This window comes from Variovorax robiniae (assembly GCF_037889955.1).
Lineage (GTDB): Bacteria > Pseudomonadota > Gammaproteobacteria > Burkholderiales > Burkholderiaceae_C > Variovorax > Variovorax robiniae.
The window spans coordinates 114,775-139,579 of sequence record NZ_JBBKZS010000008.1 but is presented as its reverse complement, the minus strand read 5'-3'; the positions used below and the strand labels follow the sequence as shown (position 1 = coordinate 139,579).

The 24,805-nt window shown below is 66.8% G+C and carries 19 protein-coding genes; 12 read left to right on the top strand and 7 right to left on the bottom strand.

The window, feature by feature from the left end; genetic code table 11:
* Positions 1–111: 111 nt before the first annotated feature.
* The 3 genes from WKW79_RS19545 to WKW79_RS19535 are packed head-to-tail and all read right to left on the bottom strand — an operon-like array spanning position 112 to position 4,819.
* Complete coding sequence (locus WKW79_RS19545; RefSeq protein ID WP_340336852.1) at positions 112–1,035, bottom strand: dimethyl sulfoxide reductase anchor subunit family protein; 924 nt, start codon at positions 1,033–1,035, stop codon at positions 112–114.
* The gene (locus WKW79_RS19540; RefSeq protein WP_340336851.1) at positions 1,032–1,883 is read right to left on the bottom strand and encodes a 4Fe-4S dicluster domain-containing protein; all 852 of its coding nucleotides are present in this window, start codon (positions 1,881–1,883) and stop codon (positions 1,032–1,034) included. Before WKW79_RS19540 ends, WKW79_RS19545 begins: the two co-directional genes overlap by 4 nt.
* Positions 1,880–4,819, bottom strand: coding sequence for a molybdopterin oxidoreductase family protein (locus tag WKW79_RS19535; protein ID WP_340336850.1), 2,940 nt, complete (start codon positions 4,817–4,819; stop codon positions 1,880–1,882). The genes WKW79_RS19540 and WKW79_RS19535 overlap by 4 nt, the downstream gene beginning before the upstream one ends.
* Before the next feature lie 80 nt (positions 4,820–4,899).
* Here WKW79_RS19535 and WKW79_RS19530 point away from each other — a divergent pair, with 80 nt between their 5' ends.
* On the top strand, positions 4,900–5,862 hold the full coding sequence (locus WKW79_RS19530; RefSeq protein ID WP_340336849.1) for a LysR family transcriptional regulator: 963 nt from the start codon (positions 4,900–4,902) through the stop codon (positions 5,860–5,862).
* A gap of 88 nt (positions 5,863–5,950) precedes the next feature.
* Entirely contained in the window at positions 5,951–7,378 is a 1,428-nt protein-coding gene (locus tag WKW79_RS19525; protein WP_340336848.1) for a hypothetical protein, read from the top strand.
* 63 nt (positions 7,379–7,441) lie between these two features.
* Here WKW79_RS19525 and xsc read toward each other — a convergent pair whose 3' ends face one another.
* Positions 7,442–9,262, bottom strand: a complete 1,821-nt coding sequence (xsc, locus tag WKW79_RS19520; protein ID WP_340336847.1) for a sulfoacetaldehyde acetyltransferase — start codon at positions 9,260–9,262, stop codon at positions 7,442–7,444.
* A gap of 176 nt (positions 9,263–9,438) precedes the next feature.
* Between xsc and WKW79_RS19515 the strand changes: the two genes are divergently transcribed.
* Genes WKW79_RS19515 through WKW79_RS19505 form a run of 3 tightly spaced genes read left to right on the top strand, consistent with a single transcriptional unit; the run spans position 9,439 to position 12,972 of the window.
* The gene (locus WKW79_RS19515; RefSeq protein ID WP_422823925.1) at positions 9,439–10,272 is read left to right on the top strand and encodes an IclR family transcriptional regulator; all 834 of its coding nucleotides are present in this window, start codon (positions 9,439–9,441) and stop codon (positions 10,270–10,272) included.
* Between the two features lie 17 nt (positions 10,273–10,289).
* Positions 10,290–11,228: an AAA family ATPase gene (locus tag WKW79_RS19510; RefSeq protein ID WP_340336846.1), complete on the top strand. Its 939-nt coding sequence runs from the start codon at positions 10,290–10,292 to the stop codon at positions 11,226–11,228.
* Between the two features lie 28 nt (positions 11,229–11,256).
* Complete coding sequence (locus WKW79_RS19505) at positions 11,257–12,972, top strand: cobaltochelatase CobT-related protein (RefSeq protein ID WP_340336845.1); 1,716 nt, start codon at positions 11,257–11,259, stop codon at positions 12,970–12,972.
* Positions 12,973–12,987: 15 nt separating this feature from the next.
* Here the strand turns inward: WKW79_RS19505 and WKW79_RS19500 are convergent, their stop codons facing one another.
* Entirely contained in the window at positions 12,988–14,277 is a 1,290-nt protein-coding gene (locus tag WKW79_RS19500; RefSeq protein ID WP_340336844.1) for an SGNH/GDSL hydrolase family protein, read from the bottom strand.
* A 333-nt stretch (positions 14,278–14,610) separates the two neighbouring features.
* Between WKW79_RS19500 and WKW79_RS19495 the strand changes: the two genes are divergently transcribed.
* The 3 genes from WKW79_RS19495 to WKW79_RS19485 all read left to right on the top strand — a co-directional run bounded on the left by WKW79_RS19495 (position 14,611) and on the right by WKW79_RS19485 (position 18,778).
* Positions 14,611–15,597, top strand: a complete 987-nt coding sequence (locus WKW79_RS19495) for a tripartite tricarboxylate transporter substrate binding protein (protein ID WP_340336843.1) — start codon at positions 14,611–14,613, stop codon at positions 15,595–15,597.
* A gap of 172 nt (positions 15,598–15,769) precedes the next feature.
* The gene (sauS, locus tag WKW79_RS19490) at positions 15,770–17,209 is read left to right on the top strand and encodes an acylating sulfoacetaldehyde dehydrogenase (RefSeq protein ID WP_340336842.1); all 1,440 of its coding nucleotides are present in this window, start codon (positions 15,770–15,772) and stop codon (positions 17,207–17,209) included.
* A gap of 42 nt (positions 17,210–17,251) precedes the next feature.
* Positions 17,252–18,778, top strand: coding sequence for an AMP-binding protein (locus tag WKW79_RS19485; RefSeq protein ID WP_340336841.1), 1,527 nt, complete (start codon positions 17,252–17,254; stop codon positions 18,776–18,778).
* A 160-nt stretch (positions 18,779–18,938) separates the two neighbouring features.
* Here the strand turns inward: WKW79_RS19485 and WKW79_RS19480 are convergent, their stop codons facing one another.
* Both WKW79_RS19480 and WKW79_RS19475 read right to left on the bottom strand, forming a co-directional pair.
* On the bottom strand, positions 18,939–19,949 hold the full coding sequence (locus tag WKW79_RS19480; RefSeq protein ID WP_340336840.1) for a methyltransferase: 1,011 nt from the start codon (positions 19,947–19,949) through the stop codon (positions 18,939–18,941).
* 3 nt (positions 19,950–19,952) lie between these two features.
* Complete coding sequence (locus WKW79_RS19475) at positions 19,953–20,942, bottom strand: Bug family tripartite tricarboxylate transporter substrate binding protein (RefSeq protein WP_340336839.1); 990 nt, start codon at positions 20,940–20,942, stop codon at positions 19,953–19,955.
* Between the two features lie 131 nt (positions 20,943–21,073).
* On the opposite strand from WKW79_RS19475, the gene WKW79_RS19470 reads away from it, so the two are divergent.
* The 4 genes from WKW79_RS19470 (at position 21,074) to WKW79_RS19455 (ending at position 24,731) form a co-directional block, all read left to right on the top strand.
* Positions 21,074–22,087: a LysR family transcriptional regulator gene (locus tag WKW79_RS19470; RefSeq protein ID WP_340336838.1), complete on the top strand. Its 1,014-nt coding sequence runs from the start codon at positions 21,074–21,076 to the stop codon at positions 22,085–22,087.
* 108 nt (positions 22,088–22,195) lie between these two features.
* Positions 22,196–22,516, top strand: coding sequence for a hypothetical protein (locus WKW79_RS19465; protein WP_340336837.1), 321 nt, complete (start codon positions 22,196–22,198; stop codon positions 22,514–22,516).
* Positions 22,513–22,866, top strand: coding sequence for a DUF4242 domain-containing protein (locus WKW79_RS19460; protein ID WP_340336836.1), 354 nt, complete (start codon positions 22,513–22,515; stop codon positions 22,864–22,866). Before WKW79_RS19465 ends, WKW79_RS19460 begins: the two co-directional genes overlap by 4 nt.
* A 44-nt stretch (positions 22,867–22,910) precedes the next feature.
* On the top strand, positions 22,911–24,731 hold the full coding sequence (locus tag WKW79_RS19455) for an AfsR/SARP family transcriptional regulator (protein ID WP_340336835.1): 1,821 nt from the start codon (positions 22,911–22,913) through the stop codon (positions 24,729–24,731).
* The last annotated feature ends 74 nt before the right edge of the window (positions 24,732–24,805 follow it).

The window sequence follows — 24,805 nt, the reverse complement described above, 5'->3', positions numbered from 1 at the left end:
GCGCCGCACTGCGACGCGCGCAAGGCAAACGAAAGCATGACACGTTTGCACCTGGTGTTGCTCAGCGATTGCCCCAAGGGATGGCGGGCTTCCGCATGCGATCGACATGCCTCAAGACACCACCTGGTAGTAAAGGTTCTGCGGGTGCCTCGCCTGCGCAAAGAAGAACCACCGGTCCGCCAGCAGCCCCGGCACCTGCACCAGCAGCGCCAGCACGAAGGCCGCCCCCGACGCTGCCGCCACGCCCCACAGCATCAGTACCGTCGGCAAGGCAAATCCCAGCACGATCAGCGCAAGCCTGACTTTCTTCAGCGCCGCCTGCCCGGCCTTGTGGAAGAACTCCCGCGTGTTGAACGCACCAGCCGACATGCCCATCGACTTCTGTACGAGCTTCTCCGCGCGGATGCCGGTGGCCGATTGCAGGGTGGACTTGTGCTTGAGCGCGGCATTTCGGCGCAGTGCGAGCGTGCGGGTGAACCACGCAGCGACGGTGACGGCCAGTGCGGCGGGGCCGGTGGCGGCGAGCAAGTGCGGCTGGTGGAGCAGGGCCGCCAGCGCGCTGAGCAACACAAGGCCCGACGACAGGCCGATGAGCGTGAAGTTGACCAGCGTCAGCGGTTGCGCCCATTCCTGGATGAAGCGCAGGCAGGCGTAGATCATCGCGGTGCAGTACCAGAGCAGCGCGGCCAGCGCGATGGCGATCAGCGGCAGCACCAGGCCATCGATGCCGGCAAGCAGCGCCAGCCACCACAGCGCGACGACGCCAATGAACGCGGGCAGCACGATCACCTCGCGCGACAGCCAGGAGGTGCGCCACATCAGCACCGCGCGCCAGGCCCGCTCGGGCCGGCCGAGGTGGGCGAAGGAAGCGCCGAGGCCGACGAGCAGCATGGCTTCCGCAACCATCAGCGCATCGCTCATGAAAGCTGGCGCCACGGCCACGCCGGCCAGCCTTGCGAGCGCCAGCGCGACCACCAGTCCCTGCGCCGCGCCGGCGACGGTGGTGAAGATGACGACGGAGAAGGCCGGGTTCATGCCTCACCTCCGACGCGCGGCTGCACCTTCGACGCATCACCCACCACCTCGGTCACGCGACGCGGCAGGTAGTGGTTGGACGGCTGGGTCTCCCATTCCGGCATGAGCGCATAGCCGCCGCGCTCGCGGATGGCCTTCGACGCTTCGGAGTCCGGGTCCTTCACATCGCCGAAGATGCGCGCGCCGGTCGGGCAGGCCTTGACGCAGGCCGGCTTGCGGTCTTCCTTGGGCAGCTTCTCGTCGTAGATGCGGTCGACACAGAGCGTGCACTTGGTCATCACCTGGCGCTCTTCATCGAGTTCGCGCGCGCCGTAGGGGCAGGCCCATGCGCAGTACTTGCAGCCGATGCACTTGTCGTAGTCGACCAGCACGATGCCGTCTTCCTTGCGCTTGTAGCTGGCGCCGGTGGGGCACACCGGCACACAGGGCGGGTCTTCGCAGTGCAGGCAGCTCTTGGGGAAGTGGATGGTTTCGGTGAGCGGGTACGCGCCGGCCTCGTAGGTCTGCACGCGGTTGAAGAAGGTGCCGGTGGGGTCGGCGCCGTAGGGGCTCAGGTCGGCCAGCGCGCCGGCGCTACCGGAAGTGTTCCATTGCTTGCAGGAGGTGACGCAGGCATGGCAGCCGACGCAGACGTTGAGGTCGATGACGAGGGCGAGTTGCTTGGCGAGGGTGTCACCGGGCTCCCAGCGGGTATTTCCCCCTCCCCCGCTGGGGGAGGGTCGGGGTGGGGGCAAGCGCTCCGTCAACTCTGCAGCGCTCGATCCACCGCCCGTGCCCCCACCCCTGCCCTCCCCCAGCGGGGGAGGGAGTTCAGGCGCGAACATCAAGTCCTTCAACCACTGGATCATTTCCGCCTCCCGGCAAAGTAGGTCAACACGTTCGCGGCCTTGCCGATGACGCCGGGCGCGGCCGGCATCGTCTTCATCTGCGGAAAGCTCTCTTCCGGCTCCTCGGGCTCGGCCGGCCGGATGCGCACACGCACGTCGTACCAGCCAGCCTGCCCGGTGACCGGGTCGGAGTTGCTGATGGTCGTGCCGCCATGCGAATTGGCGAAAGGCAGCTCCTCGGTGATCAGGTGGTTCAGCAGGAAGCCCTTGCGCGCCTCGTCCGCACCCGGCGCGAGCTGCCAGGCGCCATCCGCCTTGCCGATCGCATTCCAGGTCCACACGGTCCCAGGCTCCACCGTCTCGCTGTAGCGCAGCATGCAGCGCACCTTGCCCCATTGACTTTCGACCCAGCACCAGCCCCCGTCCTCGATGCCGGCCGCCCGCGCGGTCTGCGGGTTCACATGCAAGTAGTTGTGGCTGTGGATCTGTCGCAGCCAGGCATTCTGCGAATCCCAGGAGTGGTACATCGCCATCGGGCGCTGCGTGATCGCGTTGAGCGGGAAGGCCTTGCGGTCGGTCACGCTGTCTTCGAGCGGCGGGTACCAGAAGGGCAAGGGATCGAAGTACCTCTCGATGCGCTTGCGCAGTTCGTCGGGCGGCTGGCGGCCGCGTGTCTTGCCCTGCGCGGCCAGGCGGAAGGTCTGCAAAGTGTCGGAGTACAAGGCCAGTTGCACCGGATCGTTGCGCTGGCGCCAGCCCTTGTCCTTGGCGAAGTCCAAGTACGCGCGGTTCCAGTTGCGCATGTAGTGCATGGACTCGGGCATGTGGTACTGGAACACACAGTTGTTCTGTTCGTAAGCCTCCCACTGCTTCGGATTGGGCTCGCCCTTCAGGTGCTCGGTGCCGTCCTTGCCGCGCCAGCCCATGAGGAAGCCGATGCCCGGCTGCGGCTGGAAGTTGACGATGAAATCCGTGTAGCCGCTGAACTTGCGCCCGCCCTCCGGCGCGGTGAAGGCGGGGAACTTGAGGCGCGAGGCCAGTTCGATCAGCACCTCCTGGAAGGGCTTGCATTCGCCGGTCGGGGGCACCACCGGGATGCGCACCGAATCGACCGGCCCGTCGAACTCGCTGATCGGCCGATCCAGCATGCCCATCACGTCATGCCGCTCCAGGTAGGTAGTGTCGGGCAGCACCAAGTCAGCAAAGGCCACGGTCTCGCTCTGGAACGCGTCGCACACCACCAGGAAAGGGATCATGTGCTCGCCCTGCTCGTCCTTCCGGTTGAGCATCTCGCGCACGCCCATCGTGTTCATGCTGGAGTTCCAGGCCATGTTGGCCATGAAGATCATCAGCGTGTCGATGCGGTACGGGTCGCCCTTCACCGCATTGGTGATGACGTTGTGCATCAGCCCGTGGGCCGACAGCGGATGCTCCCAGGAGAAGGCATGGTCAATGCGGATCGGCGAGCCATCCGCGTTGATGGCCAGTTCGTCCGGATTCGCGGGGAAGCCCAGCGGCGCGGCATTGAGCGGCGTGTTCGGCTGGATCATCTCCGGCGAGTTGAAGGCGCGGTAGTTCGGCACGATGTGGCGCGGGTACGGCGCCTTGTGGCGGAAGCCGCCGGGTGCATCGATCGTGCCCAGCACGCTCATCAGCACGGCCAGCGCGCGCACGGTCTGGAAGCCGTTCGAATGCGCGGCCAGTCCACGCATCGCATGGAAGGACACCGGACGCGCCTGCGTGGTCGGGTGCTGCTTGCCCCAGGCGTCGGTCCACGGGATCGGCAGTTCGAAGGCCTGCTGCAAGGCCGTCTCGCCCATCTCACGCGCCAGCTTGCGGATGCGGTCGGCGTCGATGCCGGTGATGGCCGAGGCCCACTCCGGCGTGCAACTCGCCACGCGGTCGCGCAGCAACTGGAAGGACGGCGCGACGTGCGTGCCGTCGGCCAGCATGTAGTGCCCTTCGAGGGCCGGGTCGCACCACTCGCCGATGCCTTCGGGGTACGCCGGCTTCACGGTGTTGTCGGCGCGGTCCCAGATCAGCTTGTTGTGCGGATTGCGGCCATCGCCCGGCGGGCCGCGCATCGGGTCGAAGGCGAACAGCCCTTCGCGTTCGCCATCGTCCAGCACCACGAGTTGCGGCGCGTTGGTGAAGCGCTTCAGGAAGGCATGGTCGATCAGGTTGTGGGTGATCAGTTCATGCAGCAATGCCATGAACAGCGCGCCATCGGTGCCGGGCTTGATCGGGATCCATTCGTCGGCAATGGCGGAGTAGCCGGTGCGCACCGGGTTGATCGAGATGAAGCGGCCACCCTCGCGCTTGAACTTCGACAACGCGATCTTCATCGGGTTGCTGTGATGGTCCTCGGCCGTGCCGATCATCACGAACAGCTTCGCGCGGTCCAGGTCCGGGCCGCCGAATTCCCAGAAGCTGCCGCCCACCGTGTAGATCATCCCGGCGGCCATGTTCACCGAGCAGAAGCCGCCATGCGCCGCATAGTTGGGTGTGCCGAACTGGCGCGCGAACAGGCCGGTGAGCGCCTGCATCTGGTCGCGGCCGGTGAAGAGCGCGAACTTCTTCGGGTCGGTCGCGCGGATCTTGCCCAAGCGCTCGGTGAGGATCTCGTAGGCACGCTCCCAGCTGATCGGCTCGAACTCCCCTGCCCCGCGCTCGCTGCCAGGCTTGCGCAGCAGCGGTTGGGTGAGCCGCGCCGGCGAGACCTGCTTCATGATCCCCGACGAGCCCTTGGCGCAGATCACGCCCTTGTTGAGCGGGTGATCCGGGTTGCCGTCGATGTAGCGCACCTCCGGCCCGTGCTCGCCTTCGCGCAGGTGCACGCGGATGCCGCAGCGGCAGGCGCACATGTAGCAGGTGGTGTTCTTGACCTCGCATTCCGCGGTCGGCGAGGGAGAAGCCAGCGGGTCGTGCAGCGGCTCGCGCGAGAGGAAATTGAACACCGTGGGCCTTTGTCGTTGCGTGAGTGCGCACGATCGTAGGCAAAGGTGCTCAAAGGAAAAAGCGGAGAATATTGTTCAGAATGATCGAAAAATCGAATCAGCAGGATTTCCGCCGCCTGCGCCTGAACCTGCGGCAGGTCGAGGTGTTCGTGGCCACTGCGCGCGGTGGCAGCACGCGCGCTGCAGCGGATCGCGTCTCGCGTTCACAGTCGGCCGCGAGCACCGCGCTGGCGGAACTGGAGAGCGCGCTTGGAGCCGAGTTGTTCGACCGCATCGGCCGCCGCCTGGTGCTCAACGAGAACGGACGCGCCCTGTTGCCGAAGGCCCAGGCGCTGATCGAGCAGGCGGCCGAGTTGCAGTCGCTCTTCAGCGCTGAGCATGCGGCACCGCTGCGTGTGGCCGCGAGCTTCACCATCGGGGAATACCTGCTGCCCGATCTGGTTGCGCAGTGGACGCGGCTGCATCCCCGCAGCCAGGTGAACTTGCGCATCATGAACACCTTCCAGGTCTCCGAGGCGGTGGCCGGGTTCGACGTGGACGTAGGTTTCATCGAAGGCCCGCAGACCCATTCCGACTTGGTGGTGCATCCCTGGCTCAATGACGAACTCGTGATCTTCGCCGCGCCGAATCATCCGTTGGCACGCCGTATCGCGACGCCCGCGCAGCTTTCGGAAGCGACCTGGGTGGTGCGCGAGCACGGTTCCGGCACGCGCCTGGCCACCGATTTCTGGCTGATGCAGAACCTGGAGCAGGTGCGCGTGGGCTTCGAGCTGGGCAGCAGCGAGGCGATCAAGCGCGTGGTCGCGGCGGGTGACGGACTGGGTTGCCTGTCGCGCTTCGCCCTGGCGCAGAGCCTGGGCGACGGGCGGCTGGTCGAGCTGCGCACCAAACTGCCCAGGGCGGCGCGCAAGCTGTCGATCGTGCTGCATCGGGAGAAGCGGCTGGGGCGCGCGACGACGGAGTTCCTGGCGCATTGCAGCGCGGCGGCACCGCGCAGTGCGCGATCCAAACGACAAGGAGCGTCTGGTCGACCGGAGAAATGAACGTGCAGCAGGTCGGGCCGAGCGGCACAACCGAAGATCGCGGGCTACATTGCCGATGTTCAACCATCCAATGCCGAAGGGTTTGCCGATGAAGACGCTCAGGAACGACTCGTACACCTACATGGGACTGCTCGACGATTCCGTGGTCAGGTATCCGTGGCGCTTCAAAGTCGATGTGGGCGTTCTCAACTACCTGCTCACCGTCGAACTGATCCACGGCAAGCCCGTCCTGCTGAACGACGGCTACCTGGTGAACAACGAAATCGCGAGAGCCGAGCTGCTCAAGCGTGATGGCCTGCTGTGGGAACTTGTCCGAAATGGGTTTGTGCGCGTGATGGCGCGCGGCGGCGATCAGTTCAAACTTCATGACATGCCGCTGCGCATGGCGGAGCACATCCCGACGTTCAAAGCCTTGGTCGAGGATCGGATTCCGGGGGTGCAATGGACGGAATTTCGGGAGGCCCTGTCCGGCCTCGACAAACAACTCAGGGACGCGGGGCTTCTTGTGCCTTGGCCATCGTTGGACGCGGGCTCGGGATTCCTGGCGCTGGTCGAGAACCTGCGCGAACGCGGCGCCTCTCCGCATGCACTGGGAATCGGGCGGCACGTGGGCAAGACGACATTCGCGTCCTTCTTGGACGAGGTCGCCGACATTCTGTCCAAGGACACGCGAGGGGCAAGGACGACCTGGGAACTCACTGCGATCAAATACGCCGACGATCCCGACCAGACCAACGCACCCAAGCTGTTCAAGGATGCATTGATGAACCTGGCCAACGAGATGTACCACTACAACATGGGCATCCTGTTGACGGCAGAACACGGTTCAAGCGTGTCAGTGCAGACACAGACTTCAGCGGCGTTCGACGATCTCCTGATCCCGCCAAGCCTGAAGTTCCTGGTGAGCGACATTCCGCAGCTTCCGCGTCTCAGTGTCCCATTGGCGATCACGCAGGCTGACCCCATACGTCTGGCGAGTCTCGTCGTGCCCGGAAGCAGCGTTGCAGATTCACGTACGCGTTGGCTGAAGCTGCGCAACGAGTGGGAGGCCTCGTTGCCCGTGCACCGCACGCACATTGCAAAGGAAGTCCGCGACGCGGGCGAGGAATACGCTCGAAGACTGTCCGAATTCGTAGGAACACAGGTGAAGTTCAAGGAGACCGAGGAACTCGTCGAGTTCGTGGTCGGCGACATGGCGAAATATGCCGTCGCCGCTGGCGCGGGGCTCGCGCTGAGTGCTGCCGGCATGGCTCCCGCAGCCGTCGCCGCAGGGAGCCTGGGCGGACTCGCGATTGGATATGCAATCACCCGGGGACGAAAACGGTACCTCGGAAGTGTCTTCAAGAAATTCCGCGTCTATGCGCTCGAAAAGACCTTCACGCTCCCCCCGGCCGTTGCAAAGGCGTCGGAGCACGCCATGCGAACCATCAAGAGGCGCCAGGTACCTTCGACGATACAGATCACCCCGAGTGTCGTGACGGCACTCGCACCTCGACTCAAGCGTTTCGAACGCTGAAGGACAAGGTGGGTTGCCGATGGCGGCGAGCTCGGTACCCGCCGCAGGGGGACTCCCACCTATTCAGACGTAGTCCTTGTATTTGTCAAGGAACCGCACGGGCTTGGACAACGCATCACGGCGGAACGGATCGCCAAGCTCCCGCGTGCACATGATCTCGATCACGCAGGTCTTGCCTTCGTTCATCTGCATGTCGATTGCCTTCTTCAACGCCGGGCCGACATCTTCCAGCTTGTCGACCACGATGCCCTCCGCGCCCATCGCCTTCGCAATGCCCGCAAAGCTCTCGCTCTCCAATTCACCCGCGACGAAGCGCCGGTTGTAGAAGTCCACCTGGTTCTTCTTCTCCGCACCCCACTGGCGGTTGTGGAAGACCACCGCCGTCACCGGGATGTCGTGGCGCACGGCGGTCATGATCTCGACCATGCTCATGCCCCAGGCGCCGTCGCCGGCATAGGCCACGGCCGGGCGGTCCGGCGCCGCGCACTTGGCGCCGATCATCGTCGGCAGCGAGTAGCCGCAGTTGCCGAAGCTCATCGGCGCGAAGAAGCTGCGCGGCTCGTCGAAGCGCAAATAGCTGTTGGCGATTGCGTTGATGTTGCCGATGTCGGTCGAGACCATCACGCGCGGCGGCATGGCCTTTTCCAGCTCACGCAGGACCTGGCGCGGATGGAGGTACGTGCCACCGGTCGGCGTCTTCTCGCCCTTGGCTTCCTCGATGGCGTCGAGGCTGAAGGGATCGCGCTCATGCGTCCACTCGTCGAGTTCCTTTTCCCAGGCGGCCTTCTCGGCCTTGATGGTCTCGGCGCGCGCGGCCTTGGTGGCGTCGCAAGCGAGCGTCTTGCCGTCGAGGCGCTTGAGCAGCTCCTTCGCGGTAGCCTTGGCATCGCCATGGATGCCGACGGTGATCTTCTTCACCAGGCCCAGATTGGTGTGGTCCGCTTCGACCTGGATGATCTTCGCGTCCTTCGGCCAGTAGTCCATGCCGTGCTGCGGCAGCGTGCCGAAGGGGCCCATGCGTGAGCCCAGTGCGATCACCACGTCGGCCTGCGCGATCAGCTTCATCGCTGCCTTGGAGCCCTGGTAGCCCAGCGGGCCGGCCCACAGCGGATGGCTCGCGGGGAAGGAGTCGTTGCGCAGGTAGCCATTGCACACCGGCGCGCCGAGCCGCTCGGCCAGCGCCTTGCACTCTTCCACCGCATCGCCCATCACCACGCCGCCGCCTGAGAGGATCACCGGGAACTTGGCCGAGGCCAGCAGTTCGGCCGCGGCGGCCAGGCTGTTCTCGCCACCGGCGCTGCGCTCCACGCGCATCGGCTTCGGGATCTCGCAGGTGACTTCGCCGTAGAAGTAGTCGCGCGGGATGTTGAGCTGGGTCGGGCCCATCTCGGAGATGGCGCGGTCGAAGCAGCGCGCGGTGTATTCGGCCATGCGCTTCGGGTTGTTGACGTGGCCCTGGTACTTGGTGAACTCCTGGAACATCGGCAACTGGTTGGCTTCCTGGAAGCCGCCAAGGCCCATGCCCATCGTGCCGGTCTCGGGCGTGACGATGACGACCGGGCTGTGCGCCCAGTACGCCGCCGCGATGGCGGTCACGCAGTTGCTGATGCCGGGCCCGTTCTGGCCGATCACCACGCCGTGGCGGCCCGACACGCGCGCATAGCCATCGGCCATGTGCGCGCCGCCCTGCTCATGCACCACCGGGATCAACCGGATGCCGGCCGGCGCGAAGATGTCCATCGCGTCCATGAAGGCCGAGCCCATGATGCCGAACATGTCGGTGACGCCGTTGGCCACCATGGTCTCGACGAAGGCTTCCGAAGGGGTCATCTTCTGCACGCCGGTGACGGCGGTGCGCGTGTTCGCGGGGGGCTGCTTGGTCATGTGGATATGTCTCCTGAAGGGCGGGTTGGCCGGCGGGCGGCATCACGAAAGATGGAACGTCCAGTTCCGAATTCGCATGGCGCCGAATATAGGTGTGCCCGGCGCGGGCGTCAAACAAATTTCAAAAACCGGAACGCCATGTACTATTTTTTTGCAAAAGCCTATGATGCGACCCCATGAAGATCGTCAAGAGCCCCAAGGCCGAGCCCAAGCTGGAAGCGACATCGGACGCCGGCGCCGACACGCCCGCGATGCGGCTCTTCGCGCTGCTCGAAACCATTGCGGCCAAGGACCAGAGCTATTCGCTGCAGGGCCTGGTCGAGGAAATGGGGCTGCCGAAGCCTACGCTTCATCGCATGCTCCAACAACTGGAAGGCGCCGGCCTGCTTCAGCGCGAGGGTGATGGCCGCCACTACGGCATGGGCACGCGCCTGCGCCGCCTGGCCGAGAACCTGCTGATGAACGACAGCCTGCACGGCGCGCGCCACGCGGTGCTGCGCCGCCTGGTCGAGGAAGTCGGGGAAAGCTGCAATCTCACGGCGCTCTCGGGCGGCGAGGTGGTGTACCTCGACCGCGTGGAAACGGCCGCGCCGCTGCGCTTCTACCTGCACCCCGGCTCGCGCGTGCCGGTGCATTGCTCGGCCAGCGGCAAGGTATTCCTGGCGCAGATGAACCCTGCCCAACGCCGCCGCCTGCTGGCCAACGTGCCGCTTGAGGCCTACACCCCAAGAACGCTCACGACGCTGCCGGACATCGAAGCCGAGATCGAGCGCGTGCAGAAGGACGGCCATGCCTTCGACAACGAGGAGTTCCTGCCCGGCCTGCTGTGCATCGCCGCGCTGGTGCCCAACCCGCAAGGCCCTTCCAACCTGTGCCTCGCGGTGCAGGCGCCGGTGATGCGGCTCGACATGGCCAAGGCCAGGAAACTGTTGCCAGCCCTGCGCCGCGCCGCACTCGCCTTGAGCCGTCTCGGCATGGACGCCGATACCGACACCCGCGCCCGCGCGTGACCACCTGATTGCAAGCCGTGACCGACACCGCCGCCCTCCTCCCCGACCGCCTGCTGAGCGTGCGCGACACCTTCGGCATCGACACCGACCTCAAGGTGCCCGCCTTCAGCGAGCGCGACGAGCATGTGCCCGAGATCGACGCCGTCTACCGCTTCAACCCCGACGTGACGCTGGCCATCCTCGCCGGCTTCATGCGCGACCGGCGCGTGATGGTGCAGGGCCTGCACGGCACCGGCAAGTCCACCCACATCGAGCAGGTGGCCGCGCGCCTGAACTGGCCCTGCGTGCGCCTCAACCTCGACGGCCACATCAGCCGGCTCGACCTGGTCGGCAAGGATGCGGTCGTGCTGCGCGACGGCCAGCAGGTGACCGAGTTCCAGGAAGGCATCGTGCCGTGGTCGCTGCAACGCCCCGTTGCGTTGATCTTCGACGAATACGACGCGGGCCGGCCCGACGTGATGTTCGTGATCCAGCGCATCCTGGAGCGCGATGGCCAGTTCACGCTGATGGACCAGAACCGCGTGCTGCGGCCGCATCCGTACTTCCGCCTGTTCGCGACGGCCAACACGGTGGGGCTGGGCAACCTCAATGGCCTCTACCACGGCGCGCAGCGGCTCAACCATGCGCAGATCGACCGGTGGAACATCGTGGCCTCGCTCGACTACCTGCCGCACGAGGAGGAGATCGCAATCGTGCAGGCGCGCGTGCCGTCGCTCGCCAACGACGAAGGCCATGCAACAGTTGCCAGGATGGTCGCCGTGGCCGACCTCACGCGCAAGGGCTTCGCGGCGGGCGACCTGTCGACGCTGATGTCGCCGCGCACTGTCATCACCTGGGCCGAGAACGTCGAGATCTTCAAGGACCCGGCGGTGGCCTTCCGGCTCTCCTTCGTCAACAAGTGCGATGAGGCGGAGCGCCCGTTGGTGGCCGAATACTTCCAGCGCTGCTTCCCATGACGCGCCTTGGGGCTTCGCGAACGCCGCCATGAGCGACCTGCAGCAGCGCATCCGCCAGGAGCAGCGTGCCCTCGAACTCTGCGCCGCGGTGATCCGAGCCGAAAGCGGCGAGCGCGACCTGCACTTCCGGGGCCGGCGCCTGCATCGCGGCAACGCGGCGCTGCCATGGTTCGCGCCGCACCTGCATCCCTCGCCCGATACAGACGACTTCGACTCCTTCCGCGGAGTGGCCGATGGCATCGCGCTGCGCCTCAGCACGTCAGACGCCGAGTTGCATGCGCGCCTGAAACCGGAAGCCGCCGTCGAGCGCTTCATCTTCGACATGCTGGAGCAGTTCCGCTGTGAGGCCATGGTGCCCGCGTCCATGCCCGGCATGGCCCGCAACCTGCGGCACCGGCACGACGAATGGTCGCTGGACTTCCACCATTCCGGCATGACCGACACGGCCAAGGGCCTGCTGCTCTACACCGTCGCGCAAGTCTGCCGCGCCCGCGTGCATGGCGAACAGGTTCTGGAAGAAACCGAGGACATGCTGGAGGCCACGCGCTTCGCGCTGTCGCCGCGCATCGGCCACGCGCTGGCGGGCCTGCGCCGCGACCGCGCCGATCAGGCCGCTTATGCCACGCATGCGCTGTCGATTGCACGCACCGTCGCCGGCATGCTCGACGAGGCAGGCGAGGATCCTCGCGACGGCGCGGCCGAGCCCGACGACAAGCGCCACAACCTCTTCAGCCTCATCGCCGAGATGGACCGTGAGTTCGAGGAGGCATTTGCCGTGGCCGACACGGGCCGCAGCAGGGTGCTCGAAGCCGCGGCCGGTGCCTACCGCGTCTTCACCACCGCCTACGACCGGGAGCACGAGGCCGCATCGCTCGCGCGCAAGGCGGTGCTGGTGGAATACCGCGAACAGCTCGACCGCCGCATCGCCGGCCAGGGCGTCAACATCGCACGCCTCGCAAGAGAGCTGCGGACACTGCTCGCAGTGCCCGCGCGCGACGGCTGGGACGGCGGCCAGGAAGAGGGCCACATCGACGGCCGCCGCCTTGCGCAACTCATTGCCTCGCCCACCGAACGCCGCGTGTTCCGCCGTGAACGGCATGAGCCCGTGGCAGACTGCGCAGTCACCTTCCTCATCGACTGCTCGGGCTCGATGAAGGCGCATGCGGAATCGGTCGCGATGCTGGTCGACGTGTTCGCGCGCGCACTTGAACTGGCCGGCGTGACCAGCGAAATCCTCGGCTTCACCACCGGCGCATGGAACGGCGGCCGTGCGATGCGCGATTGGCAACGCGCCGGGAAGCCGCATCACCCAGGCCGCCTGAACGAGCGCTGCCACCTGGTCTTCAAGAGCGCCGACACACCGTGGCGCCGCGCCCGTCCCGCCATCGCCGCGCTGCTCAAGGCCGACCTCTTCCGCGAGGGCATCGATGGCGAGGCGGTCGACTGGGCCTGTGCCCGGCTGATGGCACGCGCAGAAGAACATAAGCTGCTGCTCGTGATCTCCGACGGCTCGCCGATGGACAGCGCCACCCAGCTCGCCAACGACCCGCACTACCTCGACCACCACCTGCGCGATGTGGTGTCGCGTCAAGAGCAGGCAGGTCAGGTCGAGATTGGCGCGATCGGCGTCGGGCTGGACTTGAGCCCGTACTACCGGCACAGCCAGGTGATCGACCTCGCGGCCTCAACGGGCAATCAGGTGTTCCGGGAGATCGTGGGATTGATGGCCCGATTGCGGCACTGAAGGCCAACCAACCCGCTACCGGAACAGTTGCAGTGAAATCGCGTCCCCCATCGCCCGGTACCCGGCATCGTTGGGATGCAGGCGGTCCCCGCTGTCGTACTGCGTGCGCATGCGTGACGGGCGATTCGGGTCGCGGATGGCCTGGTCGAAGTCGATCACGCCGTCGTACTCGCCGCCGGTGCGGATCCAGTTGTTCACCGCCTGCCGCTTGCCTTCGCCTTCCGCGGAGTAATAGCCCGCGCCTTCGAACGGCGGCAGCGTGGCGCCGAAGATGCGCACCCCCTTCTGGTGCGCACGCGCGATGAGCTGGCGGTACCCGGCGATGAGCTGGCTGGCCGTCACCGGCTCGGCCGAGGCCAGGGCGCCAAGGCCGATGTCGTTGATGCCTTCGAGCACGATCACGTACTTGAGCCCGCTCTGGGCCAGCACATCGCCATCGAACCGCGCCGTCGCACTCGGCGCCGTGACGTTGCGCAGCACCCGATTGGCCGAGATGCCCGCATTGGCCACCGCCACCGGCATGCCCGCGGCCTGCAAGCGCTCCGCCAGCCTGTTGGTCCAGCGCCGGTTGGTGTCGGCCGTGGAGCCGAAGCCGTCGGTGATGGAATCGCCAAGCACCGCGACCGTCGACGCCCCGGTCCCGGCGAGCACGTTCACAGCGGACAGGAAGAACCAGGCCTGCACCGTCGACATCACCGGCGGGACCGGCATGCCCGTGTAGTCGCCGAACTGCGAAAGGTAATTGGTCTGCAGTGCGATGAAGTGCCGTGTCGCGCCCTGGGTGGCGTTGGGCAGGTACAGGCTGACCGCCAGATCCGCCTGCGCCGGCACGGTCAGCGCGACCGGGTCGCTCAGGGCCGGCGCACCGGGCGGGATGGTGACCGAGTTCGCGCCGCCAAAGGTGAGCACCCGATCCGACGCGGGAACGATGCCGGCGCCCGAACTGCGCAGGCCGACGTGCGCCGAACCGATCACCAGCGGCTGCGTCCCGAATTCGTTCGAGAAGCGCACCCGCACCGCACTGCCGCCGCTGCTGACGCGCACGACCTGCCGCAGCGTGGTCTGGGCGCCGAACTGCGTGATGGCCGTGCCGAAGTCGTTGCCCGCGTGCGGCCCGGCGGCCCAGGTCGCGACCCAGCTTTCATCGCTCCACGCCGCCCAAGTGGGCGAGATGCCGAGCAGGCAGGTCGATGTCGCGGCCGCCAGCAGCGCGCGGCGCGGCAGTCCCGGACGCCCGAATGCCCTGGACACTCGGTGCAAGACACCGCGACTCAACGCGGCAAAGGCTCGAACGATGGTTCTCATGACGCTCTCCTCGTTGCGTTGGGCCGTAGCCGCCCGCCCGGCCTCGTCATTCACGGCGAGCGCAGGTTCTACGCCGATCGGGCCGGCAGCGCTCGCATTGGCCCTTCGACAAGCGTGGTCGGCGACGGGCGAGCGAAACCCAACTGGCGCACGCGCGCACCCACGGCTATGCTGAATATCGCGAGGCTCCGCCAGCCCGGCGGCCTTGGTGGAAGCTCTGGTAGCGCAATCGAAAGTGTCGCGCAACATTGCGCCCGGGCTGGGCGCGTTCCGCATCGGCCCGGGAAACCCTGCTCAAGTCCTCTGACCTTGTCGTTCATGGAGACACGAAGAATGAATTGCCTTGCACGCTTGCTCAGGATCGGCCTGCTCGCCGCCATCGCGTCGGGCATCGGCCTGGGCGCCCAGGCCCAGCCCGCCACCGACTACCCCACCAAGCCGATCCGCCTCGTCGTCCCCTACCCGCCCGGCGGCGGCACCGACGTCATCGCGCGCATCGTGCAGGAGCGCTTCCAGGCGCTGCTGGGCCAGCCGGTGGTCATCGAGAACCGCGGCGGCGCGGCCGGCTCCATCGGCACCGAGGCGGTCGCCAAGTCGCCGCCCGACGGCTACACGGTGCTGTTCACGTTGTCCTCGCACACGATCAATCCCGCGATCTATCCCAAGCTGACTTTCGATACGGCCAAGGACTTCGAGCCCGTCGGCATGGTCGCCTCTCTTCCGCAGATCCTCGTGGCCAACCCGCAGTTCAGGCCCAACACCATCGCCGAACTGGTGGCGCTGGGCCGGGAGAAGCCGGGCACGCTGTCCTTCGCATCGGTGGGCAACGGCTCGCCGGGACACCTGGCCGGCGAACTGTTCAAGCTGCGCACCGACGTGGCGATGACCCACATCCCCTACCGCGGCGGCGGTCCGGCCGTGACCGACGTGATGGGCGGGCAGGTGCCGCTGCTGTGGGTGTCGATCCCCGCGGCGGCGCAGTTCGTGAAGGCCGGCAAGCTCAAGGCACTGGCCGTGTCGACCACGAAGCGCAGCGCCGCCTTCCCCGACGTGCCGACCATGCAGGAGGCCGGCATTCCGGACTTCGAGGTCGACTCCTGGTATGCGGTGTTCGTGCCGGCGAAAACGCCCCGGCCTATCATCTACAAGCTCAACAAGGTGATCGACACCGTGGTGCATGAGCCGGAGATCCGCGACAAGCTGCTGGCCCAGGGCAGCGAAGGCGTCGGCGGGCCGCCGGAGGCGCTCGGCAAGGTGGTCAACGCGGAACTGGTGCGGTGGAACAAGCTGGTCAAAGACGCCCACATCTCCGTCGATTAAAAGGTATGAATCTTTCTACTGCGGACGCCGATCTCGGGTCCGCGGTCCTCACCGTACTTGAGTACGGTTCCGCGCCGCGAACCCGACCTCGACGCCCTCGCTACGAAATCTTCACACCTTTTTGGCGCCGCACCGCACTGCTCCAGGAACTTCATGAATCTGACTGATCGGTATGACTGAATTGCCTCCCACCTTTACCAGCCCCATTGCCGAACTCGTGGCACGAGCTCGCGCGGCGCAACGCATCTACGAAACCTGGACACAAGAGCAGGTCGACATGGCCGTCGTTGCGGCGGGCTGGGCCATCATCGAGCCTGCGCGCAACCGTGAGCTCGCCGAGCTGGCGGTGGCCGATACCGGCGTTGGCAACGTCGAGGACAAGGTGCGCAAGAACCACCGCAAGACCTTCGGCCTGCTGCGCGACCTCAAGGGTGCGCGATCTGTGGGCGTGATCTCGGAAGACCCGGCGAGCGGGATCGTGGAAATTGCGCGGCCGGTGGGCGTCGTGTGCGCCATCACGCCTTCGACCAACCCCGGCGCGACACCGGCCAACAAGATCATCAATGCGCTCAAGGGCCGCAACGCGGTAATCGTCGCGCCCTCGCCCAAGGGCTGGTCCACGGCGGCGCGGCTCATCGAGTTCATCCATCAGCAACTCGACCGCATCGGCGCGCCGCGCGACCTGGTGCAATTGTTGCCTGCCCCGATCAACAAGCAGTCGACGGCAGAGCTGATGCGCCTGTGCGACCTGGTCGTGGCCACTGGCTCGCAAGCCAACGTGCGGGCGGCCTATGCGAGCGGCACGCCGGCCTTTGGCGTGGGCGCGGGCAACGTGGCCGGCATCGTGGACGAGACAGCCGACGTGAACGCGGCGGCCGATCGCATCCTGCGCTCCAAGACCTTCGACAACGCGACCAGCTGCTCGTCGGAGAACAGCCTGGTGATCGTCGACGCGGTGCGCCCGCAGATGCTGGCCGCCCTCAAGGACCGCGGCGCCGTCATGCTGGCCGCGACGCAGAAGGCGACGTTGCAGGCGCTGATGTGGCCGGAAGGCAAGCTCTCGCCCGCCGTCATCGGCCAGTCGGCGCGCACCATCTGCGAGCGCGCCGCCGCCCTGCCCGGCGCCAACCGCGAGGGATGGCTGGCCATCGCCGCGACCGAGCCGCGCATCTTGATGGTCGCGGAAGACAGCTTCGGCCATGACCACCCCTTCTCCGGCGAGAAACTGAGCCCCGTGCTCGCCATCTACGCGGCGCGTGATTTCGACGAGGCCGCCGCCACCGTCGCGCGCATCTACGCCTACGAGGGCGCAGGCCATTCGGTGGGCCTGCACAGCGCGGTGCCCGAGCGCGCGCTGCAGCTCGGCCTGCACCTGCCGGTCTCGCGCGTGATCGTCGACCAGGCGCATTGCATCGCCACCGGTGGCAGCTTCGACAACGGGCTGCCTTTCTCGCTCTCGATGGGCTGCGGCACCTGGGGCAAGAACAACTTCTCCGACAACATGAACTACCGGCACTACCTCAACATCACGCGCATCTCGCGGCCGATTCCGGAGCGCGTGCCGGGCGAGGAAGAGATCTTCGGCGCGTACTTTGCGCAGCACGGCAAATGACGCTCGCCCCCGAATGCGCGTTCAACGCCTCGGAGCACTGAGATGAGCGCGGCGCGAACGGTCCATGAACTGATCGAACAGCAGGCGGAATGCCAGCCGTCGGCGACGTACGCAGTGTCGGCCGAGGACGGCCGCCGCATCGGCTATGGCGAATTGACCCACGGTTGCCGCACCGTCGCGGCCGTGCTGCATCGCCATGGCGCGCGACCCGGCGACATCGTCTCCATCGTCATGCCCAACGGCCTCCAGACCCTGCGCCTGCTGCTCGGCGCCATGCATGCCGGCCTGTGCGTCAACCCGATCAACCTGGTCTCGCAGCCCGAGCAGATGCGCTACGTGCTGATGCACTCAGACTGCCGCATCACATGTGTCGCCCCCGAATGGGAGGCACGCGTGCGCGCCATGCTGGACGGCATCGGGCGCGAAGTAACAGTGATCGTGGTCGACCCGGATGACAGGACACTGCCGGGCGAGCCCGATCAGGCGGCGCGCGCACCAGCACCCGACCCGGGTGCAGTGGCCCTGCTGATGTACACCTCCGGCACCACCGGCCAACCCAAGGGCGTGATGCTGACGCAGGCCAACCTCGCGGCCAATGCGCATGCAATCAGCCGGGAGCACGCATTGGTTGCCAGCGACCGCGTGCTCGCCGTGTTGCCGCTCTATCACATCAACGCCTTCGCCGTGACCATGCTCGCGCCGCTCGCGCATGGCGGCAGCCTGGCGATGCCCGCGCGCTTTTCGGCCGGCCGTTTCTGGGAACAGGTGGCGAGCACGCGATGCACCTGGATCAACGTCGTGCCGACGATGATTTCCTATCTGCTCGAAGGCGCCGTTCCGTCGCGCACGCAAACCGACCCCATCCGCTTCTGCCGCTCCGCCTCCGCCGCCTTGCCGCCCGAGCATCACCGCACTTTCGAATCGATGTTCGGCATCGGCATCGTCGAGACCATGGGCCTCACCGAGACGGCGGCGCCCTCCTTCTCCAATCCGATGGCGCCGGAACAACGCAAGCTCGGCTCGGTCGGCCGCGCATCGGGCTGCGAAGCGCGCGTGATCGATGCGGCACTGCATGAAGTGCCCGACGGCAACACCGGCGAACTCGCCATCCGCGGGCCCAACGTCATGCGCGGCTACTACAAGAACGAGCAGGCCACCCGCGACAGCTTCACGCCAGATGGCTGGCTGCGCACCGGCGACCTCGGCCACCGCGATGCGGACGGCTTCTTCTTCGTCACCGGTCGCATCAAGGAACTCATCATCAAGGGCGGCGAGAACATCGCGCCGCGCGAGATCGACGAGGCGCTGCTCCAGCACCCCGCGGTGCGCGAGGCCGCCGCGGTCGGCGTGCCTGACAAGCACTACGGACAGCAGATCGGCGTGTGCGTCGTGTTGCGCGAAGGTCATGCGGTCGACGAAGACGCGCTGCGCACTTTTTGCGAAACGACGCTCGGGCGATTCAAGACGCCCGCGTATTTCCGCATCGTCGACGACCTGCCGCGAGGGCCGTCGGGCAAGGTGCAACGCCTCAAGCTGGCGCCGCTGTTCGACACTGCTAAAGCCGCCTGAGCCTGCGCTTTTGATGGCGAGTCTGCAAGCGGTCTGTCCCGTGGGGGGAGGCCTACAGGCAACCTGGGGCCCACGGCCGTCGTAGCTCCTGCAAGTTGCAGTGGCCGGTTCAAGCATCAAGCGCCGCGCCGTGCAGCACTTGTGTCCGATCGCCGCTCGCTCAGTCCACGACGCCGGCGACCAGCGCAAAATCGCCATGCGTCGGTAGGAAGCGCGTCCCGCCAATGCCCGCCCCTGCGTACAGCGCGTCAAACTCATCGCGGGTGCGCTCCCGCCCGGTGAGGGCAACCAGCATGTTCAGGTCGGACCTGACGACGACCCGATCTTTTCCGCAAGTGCCCGGCCGCGACGGCATCACCCTTTCCACGGCAATCACCGCACCACCCGGCCGCATGGCTTCCCGGCAGTTCGCAAGGATTTGCGTCGCTCGCTCATCGTTCCAGTTGTGCAGAACGCTCTTGAGCAGGTAGATGTCGCCGCCTGCGGGAACGCGGTGGAAGAAGTCTCCGCCGACCACCTTGCAACGATCGTCCACCCCCGCTCGCCGAAGTGCATCCTGCGCACCAACCACGCCCGTGGGCAGGTCAAAGAGAATGCCGCGCAGTTGCGCGCGGCTCTGCAATACCCTCGCGATCAACTCGCCCTGCCCTCCGCCGACATCGACGATGCAGTCGGCGCCGTCCAGCGGAAGCGCTGCGACGATGGCATCCGCCACGCGCCGGGTCATCTGCACCATCGCGCCGTGAAAGAGCGCGGCCGTGGCCGGGTCCGCATCGAGATCACCGAAGCCCACCTCGCCGAGATGGCGCTGCTTGTGGCTGAGGCCGGTGCGAACGCTCTCGTGCAACTCGCCCCACCGCGCCCAGTGCGGCCCGCCGACCAGCAGCGCCCAGGCGCGCAGCGAGCCGGGATCGTCCTCGCAGAGCAGACGGCCCATCGATGTGAGCGCGTATTGACCTGCGTCCGTCTCGGCACACAGGTCGAGCGTGGCCATCGCACGCAGCAGCCGATGCACGGACGGTGCGTGGCACCCGGTCGCGCCGGCCAGTTGCTCCACCCCCATCGCGCCTTCAGCAAGACGTCCCGGAATATCGAGCACGCAGGCCGCGCGCACGACCTGCGTCGTCCAGTTGGCATTGATGAGCCCCAGCAACTCGCCGCTGCGGTCCATCGTTCATTCCATCCGGATGCCGGCTTCGCGGATCACCTGGCCCCAGCGCATGTTCTCGCTGCGGATGAACGCGCCGAAGGCCTCCGGAGCCAGAAGGCCGGGCTCCGCGCCGCCATTGGCGAACCAGATGCGGGCGTCCTGCGTTGAACTGATGTTCACGATCTCGGCGTAGAGGCGGTCGATCACGGGTCTGGGCGTGTTCGCAGGCGCGGCGATGCCCGTCCAGCCCGCAAACTCGTAGCCCGGCACGCCCGCTTCGGCAATCGTCGGAACGTCCGGCAGCGAGGGTGACCGCTGCGCGCCGGTCACACCCAGCGCACGCAGTGATCCGGCACGCACCTGCGGCAATTGGGCCGTGAGGCCTTCAATGGCCCACGTGACTTGTCCGGCGAGCAGCGCGGCCATCATCGCGCCGCCGCCCTTGTAAGGCACATGCACCGCATCGATTCCCGCCGCACGCTTGAACAATTCGCTGGCCAGGTGCGGCGGCGTACCGATGCCCGGTGAGGCGAAATTCAACTCGCCCGGCTTGGCCTTTGCCAGTGCGACGAGTTCGCGCACCGACGTGGCGGGCACGCCCGGTGCCACCGTGAGCAGCAGCGAGCCGTAGCCCCATCGCGTGATCGGCGCGAAATCGGTGAGCGGGTCGTAGCCTGTGCGCGCGAACAAGTGCGGGTTGAAGGCCGCCGTTCCCTGATGGATCAGCAGCAGCGTGTAGCCGTCCGGTGCGCTGCGCGCGACGGTTTCCGCACCGACATTGCCGCCTGCGGCCGCGTTGTTCTCGACGATGACGGGCTGCCCCAGGGCGCTGGAGAGCCGCTCGGCCAGCCAGCGGCCCCGGATGTCCGTCACGCTGCCGACGCCACCCGCGACGATCTTCAAAGGGCGCGACGGCCACGTGGGCGCCTGGGCACGCGCAACCGGTGCGCCGACGACAGCGAGCCCGGCAGCCGCCAGTGCGGCGAAGGTACAGGAACGACGGCCGGTGTCCATGGTGTGCTCCTTGTCGCAACAGCCCGATGCGCTCAATATGCGCGGCAAGCGGCGCGAAGGGAATACTCCTCCGCGCGCCGGTGGCATCAACCGGAAGTTGAAGCCCCCTCGGGGCCTCTACGGGGTCGGGCATGGACAAACTGCGTTCGCTCCACTATTTCGTCGCCGCTGCGGAGACCTCCAGCTTTTCCGCGGCCTCGCGCCGGTTCGGCGTGAGCGTTGCCGCCGTCGCCAAGATGATCGGCGCGCTGGAGCGAGAGCTTGGCATGACCCTGTTCGAACGGCATGCGCAAGGGCTGGTGCTCACGGCCTCCGGTGGGGCGTACCTGGAAGCTTGCTTGCCCGCACTCGAGCAGTTGGCCCTGGCCGACGAGCAGGCGAGCGCGTCGACGTCGCGCGCCCGCGGCACCGTGGTGGTCGGCGTGCAGCCGGTGATCGCCCAGGAATGCCTGACGGCCGCATTGCCGCGATTTGCCTCCATGTACCCCGAGATCCAGCTTGACATCCGCTACTTCATGCGCGCGACGGACGAGCAGGTGCGCGGCGTCGATGTCTTCCTCGTGATGGGCTGGCCGCAGGCGATCGGCGACCTGGTGCTGCGCCCCATCGGCGCGACCGGCTTCGTGGTGTGCGCAGCGCCCGCATACTGGGCGGCGCACGGCATGCCACGCCACCCCAGCGAGCTCGAACACCACAACTGCATGTGCATCCGGTCGAACCATGGGTCGGTCATGGACCTCTGGCGCTTCCGGCGCGGGGATGAACGGGTCTCGGTGACGGCGGGCGGCTGGCTGGTCGTCGACAACGCGCACCGGGACATGGTGCGCGACCTGGCGGTCGCAGGCGCCGGCGTGATCCGCGTGCTCGACTGGCACAAGCGCCAGGGCCGCGAGATCGCGAGCGGTGCGCTGGTCGCAGCGCTCGCCGACTGGGAGATGGACGACGAGGTGCCGCCGGTCAACATGCTCTATCCACCAAGTGCACGGCGCATCGCGCGGGTGCGGCTGTTCATGGACTTCGTGACACAGCTCTTTCGTGAGATCGAGCAGCAACGGGAAATCCACGCGCCCGCCACCTCGATGCCGCGCTGGGCGATCGGGCGGCGCTCTCGGGCGTCGGCGACTTTGCGCCCCGATCCCGGCTGAGCAGGCCGGCGATCCCGGGGTCCCGCACATCCAAACGCCTTCCGCTTGCGTAGTAGCAGAGTGCATTCGCACTGGCGCCGACGGCGCTCAACTTTTGAAGGAGTCAGGATGAAGAGAATTTTCTACACACTCACGCTGCTGAGCGCGCTGACTGGCGGAGCCTGGGCGCAATCCAGCCCACCGGGCGTGGCGGTTCCTCCACAAACACCGGGGGTGGCCAGTGACAAGGCTCAGCGGGCAGGAGAGGTGCGCAAGGACTCGCGACTGACACAAGGCGTCACCCCACGAGGCAGCGACATGCCCAAGGTCGCCGAAGGCGGCGCGATTGGAACCGACAAGGCTGCAATATCCGGCGAGCGCCGGGCCGAAACTCGCAATACGCGCCGGCCTGGAAGGCCGACGCCCGTGCCCGGCGGCACACCCAAGTGACCATCAAACGACCGCTCAAACGCCCGCTTGCGATCCTTGGCATTCCTTCTTTTCAACGAAAAGGTGATGTGATGCCCAAATATGTGATCGAACGCAATGTTCCCGGCCTCGGCTCCCTCAACCCGGCCGAGCTTCATGCCATTTCTCAGAAGTCCAACAGCGTGATTCAAGCGCTGGGCCCCGGCGTGCAGTGGGTGCAGAGCTTTGTGACGGGCGACAAGATGTACTGCATCTACAACGCGTCGAGCGAAGCGATCGTGCGCGAGCACGCACAGCGCGGTGGCTTTCCAGCGAACAGCGTCGCGCGTGTGAGTTCCATCATCGACCCGACCACCGCCGACGCGGCGTGACACCTGCGGCTTGCGGTCCAGCAGTTGCCGAGGGACCATTGCGCATGGGTCTGGCCATTCAGCTTCTGGGTACGCCGCGTGTGGTGCGCGATGGCGAGCCCTTGCCAGGCGCGCGCGGCAACAAGGTGTGGGGCTTGCTCGCCTTCCTGGTGCGCAGCCCATCGCCAGTCAGCCGCAAGCACCTCGCGTCGCTCCTGTTCGAAGACGCGGAGGACCCGCTTGCTGCGCTGCGGTGGAATCTGAGCGAACTGCGCCGACTGCTGAGCGACGACGCCCTGCGCGGCGATCCCCTGTCGCTTTCCCTGGAAGACCCGGCGAGCTACGTCGATGTCGACGTTGTGTCGAGGGGCCGTTGGGATGAGGCATTGAACATGCCCGGCCTGGGCCGCGAATTGCTGGAGGGCATCAGCTTCGCCAGCAGTCCTTCGTTTGACGTATGGCTCTCCACGCAGCGGCGTCACTTGCAGGCCACCTCGGAGGCTGTGTTGCGGGAGGCCGCACTGGCTCGACTTGCTGCGGGCGCGGCGATCGAAGCCACCGATCTCGCGGCCCGACTGGTGGGTTTGAACCCGCTCGACGAGAACTTCCAGGCGCTGCTGGTGCGCAGCCTTGCGGCGGCCGGCGACGGCGTCGGCGCATCGCGCCAGGTCGCGGCCTGCAGGGCGCTCTTCATGCGCGAACTCGGTGTGGCGCCCGGTGCCACGCTCGAAGCGGCAATGCGCACGGTCACTGCCCTGCCGACAGCACCACCGGCGACCGGACGCATGGCGGCCATGGCACAACTCGAGGCGGGCGAGGCCGCCATCAGCGGCGGCGTGCTCGAAGCCGGCTTGCAATGCTTGCGCCGTGCCATCGTCGAGGCCGACGCGACGGGCGACCCCGTCTTGCGTGCGCGCACCCGCGTCGCACTGGGCAGCGCATTGGTACACGCCGCGAGAGGACGCGACGAGGAAGGTGCAACTGCGCTGCACGAAGCCCTTGGCGTGGGAGAGGAGGCTTCACCAGCGCTCGCCGCAGCGGCGTGCCGGGAACTCGGGTACGTCGAGTTCTTGCGCGGGCGCTATGAGCGCGCGCTGCCCTGGCTCCGACGCGCTGCCGCGTTGGCTGGCAGCGATCGAGGGGAGCAGGCGCGAATCCTCACCGTACACGGAAGCGCGCTGAGCGACATGGCGCACTACACGCATGCAACTGCATTGCTGAGCGAGGCCGCATCGCTTGCTGCGGAGATCGGCGATCAGAAGCAGATCGCCTACGCGACGTCGATGATCGGCCGGTCGTACCTGCTGCAGGGTGAGTTGGCCGCCGCTGCCGAGGTCATCGACATTGCAGTCGCAAAGGCGCAGCGGCATTGGACGGCGTTCGTGCCATGGCCTCAATCGTTGCGCGCTGAAATTGACCTGATGAACGGCGACGTGGACGCAGCGGCAGACCGCCTCGAGCATGCTTTCGCGCTCGGCTGCCAGTTGGGCGATCCGTGCTGGGAAGGCATTGCCGGACGCGGGCGTGGACGTGTTGCCATAGCACGCGGCGAGACTGAGCGCGCCGTCGAGATCCTGACGGATGCCATCGCTCGCAGCGTGCGCCTGCCTGACGCCTATCTGTGGGGCAAGGGGTACGCGCTGGATGTGTTGTGTGCGCTGGCTGTGGATCTGGGCCTGCCGCAAGCGGCAGGCTGGATCGAAGAGATGCAGCGCCTTGCGGCGCGCAGCGGAATGCGAGAGCTGACGATGCGGGCCCATCTTCATCGTGCGGCACTGGGGGACCACGCCAGCGGCAGCGCGGCGGCCTTGCTCGCCGAAGAGATCGGCAACCCCGTGTTGCTGGCGCTCGCCACTCCCGTCGCAACGCTGCTCGGCAGATGTTGAAGAAAGCCCAAGAGGCCCGGTAGCCGTTCGCGCCGCCTATCGAGCCTGGTACCTGGCAGGACTTCGGATTGTTG

Bases quoted from the DNA above. Each gene is read 5' to 3' on its own strand.
- WKW79_RS19545 (WP_340336852.1), bottom strand. From the start codon at position 1,035: ATGAACCCGGCCTTCTCCGTCGTCATCTTCACCACCGTCGCCGGCGCG.
- WKW79_RS19475 (WP_340336839.1), bottom strand. From the start codon at position 20,942: ATGGACACCGGCCGTCGTTCCTGTACCTTCGCCGCACTGGCGGCTGCC.
- WKW79_RS19515 (WP_422823925.1), top strand. From the start codon at position 9,439: ATGAAGATCGTCAAGAGCCCCAAGGCCGAGCCCAAGCTGGAAGCGACA.
- WKW79_RS19455 (WP_340336835.1), top strand. From the start codon at position 22,911: ATGGGTCTGGCCATTCAGCTTCTGGGTACGCCGCGTGTGGTGCGCGAT.
- sauS (WP_340336842.1), top strand. From the start codon at position 15,770: ATGACTGAATTGCCTCCCACCTTTACCAGCCCCATTGCCGAACTCGTG.
- WKW79_RS19505 (WP_340336845.1), top strand. From the start codon at position 11,257: ATGAGCGACCTGCAGCAGCGCATCCGCCAGGAGCAGCGTGCCCTCGAA.
- WKW79_RS19485 (WP_340336841.1), top strand. From the start codon at position 17,252: ATGAGCGCGGCGCGAACGGTCCATGAACTGATCGAACAGCAGGCGGAA.
- WKW79_RS19480 (WP_340336840.1), bottom strand. From the start codon at position 19,949: ATGGACCGCAGCGGCGAGTTGCTGGGGCTCATCAATGCCAACTGGACG.
- WKW79_RS19500 (WP_340336844.1), bottom strand. From the start codon at position 14,277: ATGAGAACCATCGTTCGAGCCTTTGCCGCGTTGAGTCGCGGTGTCTTG.
- WKW79_RS19525 (WP_340336848.1), top strand. From the start codon at position 5,951: ATGAAGACGCTCAGGAACGACTCGTACACCTACATGGGACTGCTCGAC.
- WKW79_RS19495 (WP_340336843.1), top strand. From the start codon at position 14,611: ATGAATTGCCTTGCACGCTTGCTCAGGATCGGCCTGCTCGCCGCCATC.
- WKW79_RS19465 (WP_340336837.1), top strand. From the start codon at position 22,196: ATGAAGAGAATTTTCTACACACTCACGCTGCTGAGCGCGCTGACTGGC.
- WKW79_RS19470 (WP_340336838.1), top strand. From the start codon at position 21,074: ATGGACAAACTGCGTTCGCTCCACTATTTCGTCGCCGCTGCGGAGACC.
- WKW79_RS19530 (WP_340336849.1), top strand. From the start codon at position 4,900: ATGATCGAAAAATCGAATCAGCAGGATTTCCGCCGCCTGCGCCTGAAC.
- WKW79_RS19540 (WP_340336851.1), bottom strand. From the start codon at position 1,883: ATGATCCAGTGGTTGAAGGACTTGATGTTCGCGCCTGAACTCCCTCCC.
- xsc (WP_340336847.1), bottom strand. From the start codon at position 9,262: ATGACCAAGCAGCCCCCCGCGAACACGCGCACCGCCGTCACCGGCGTG.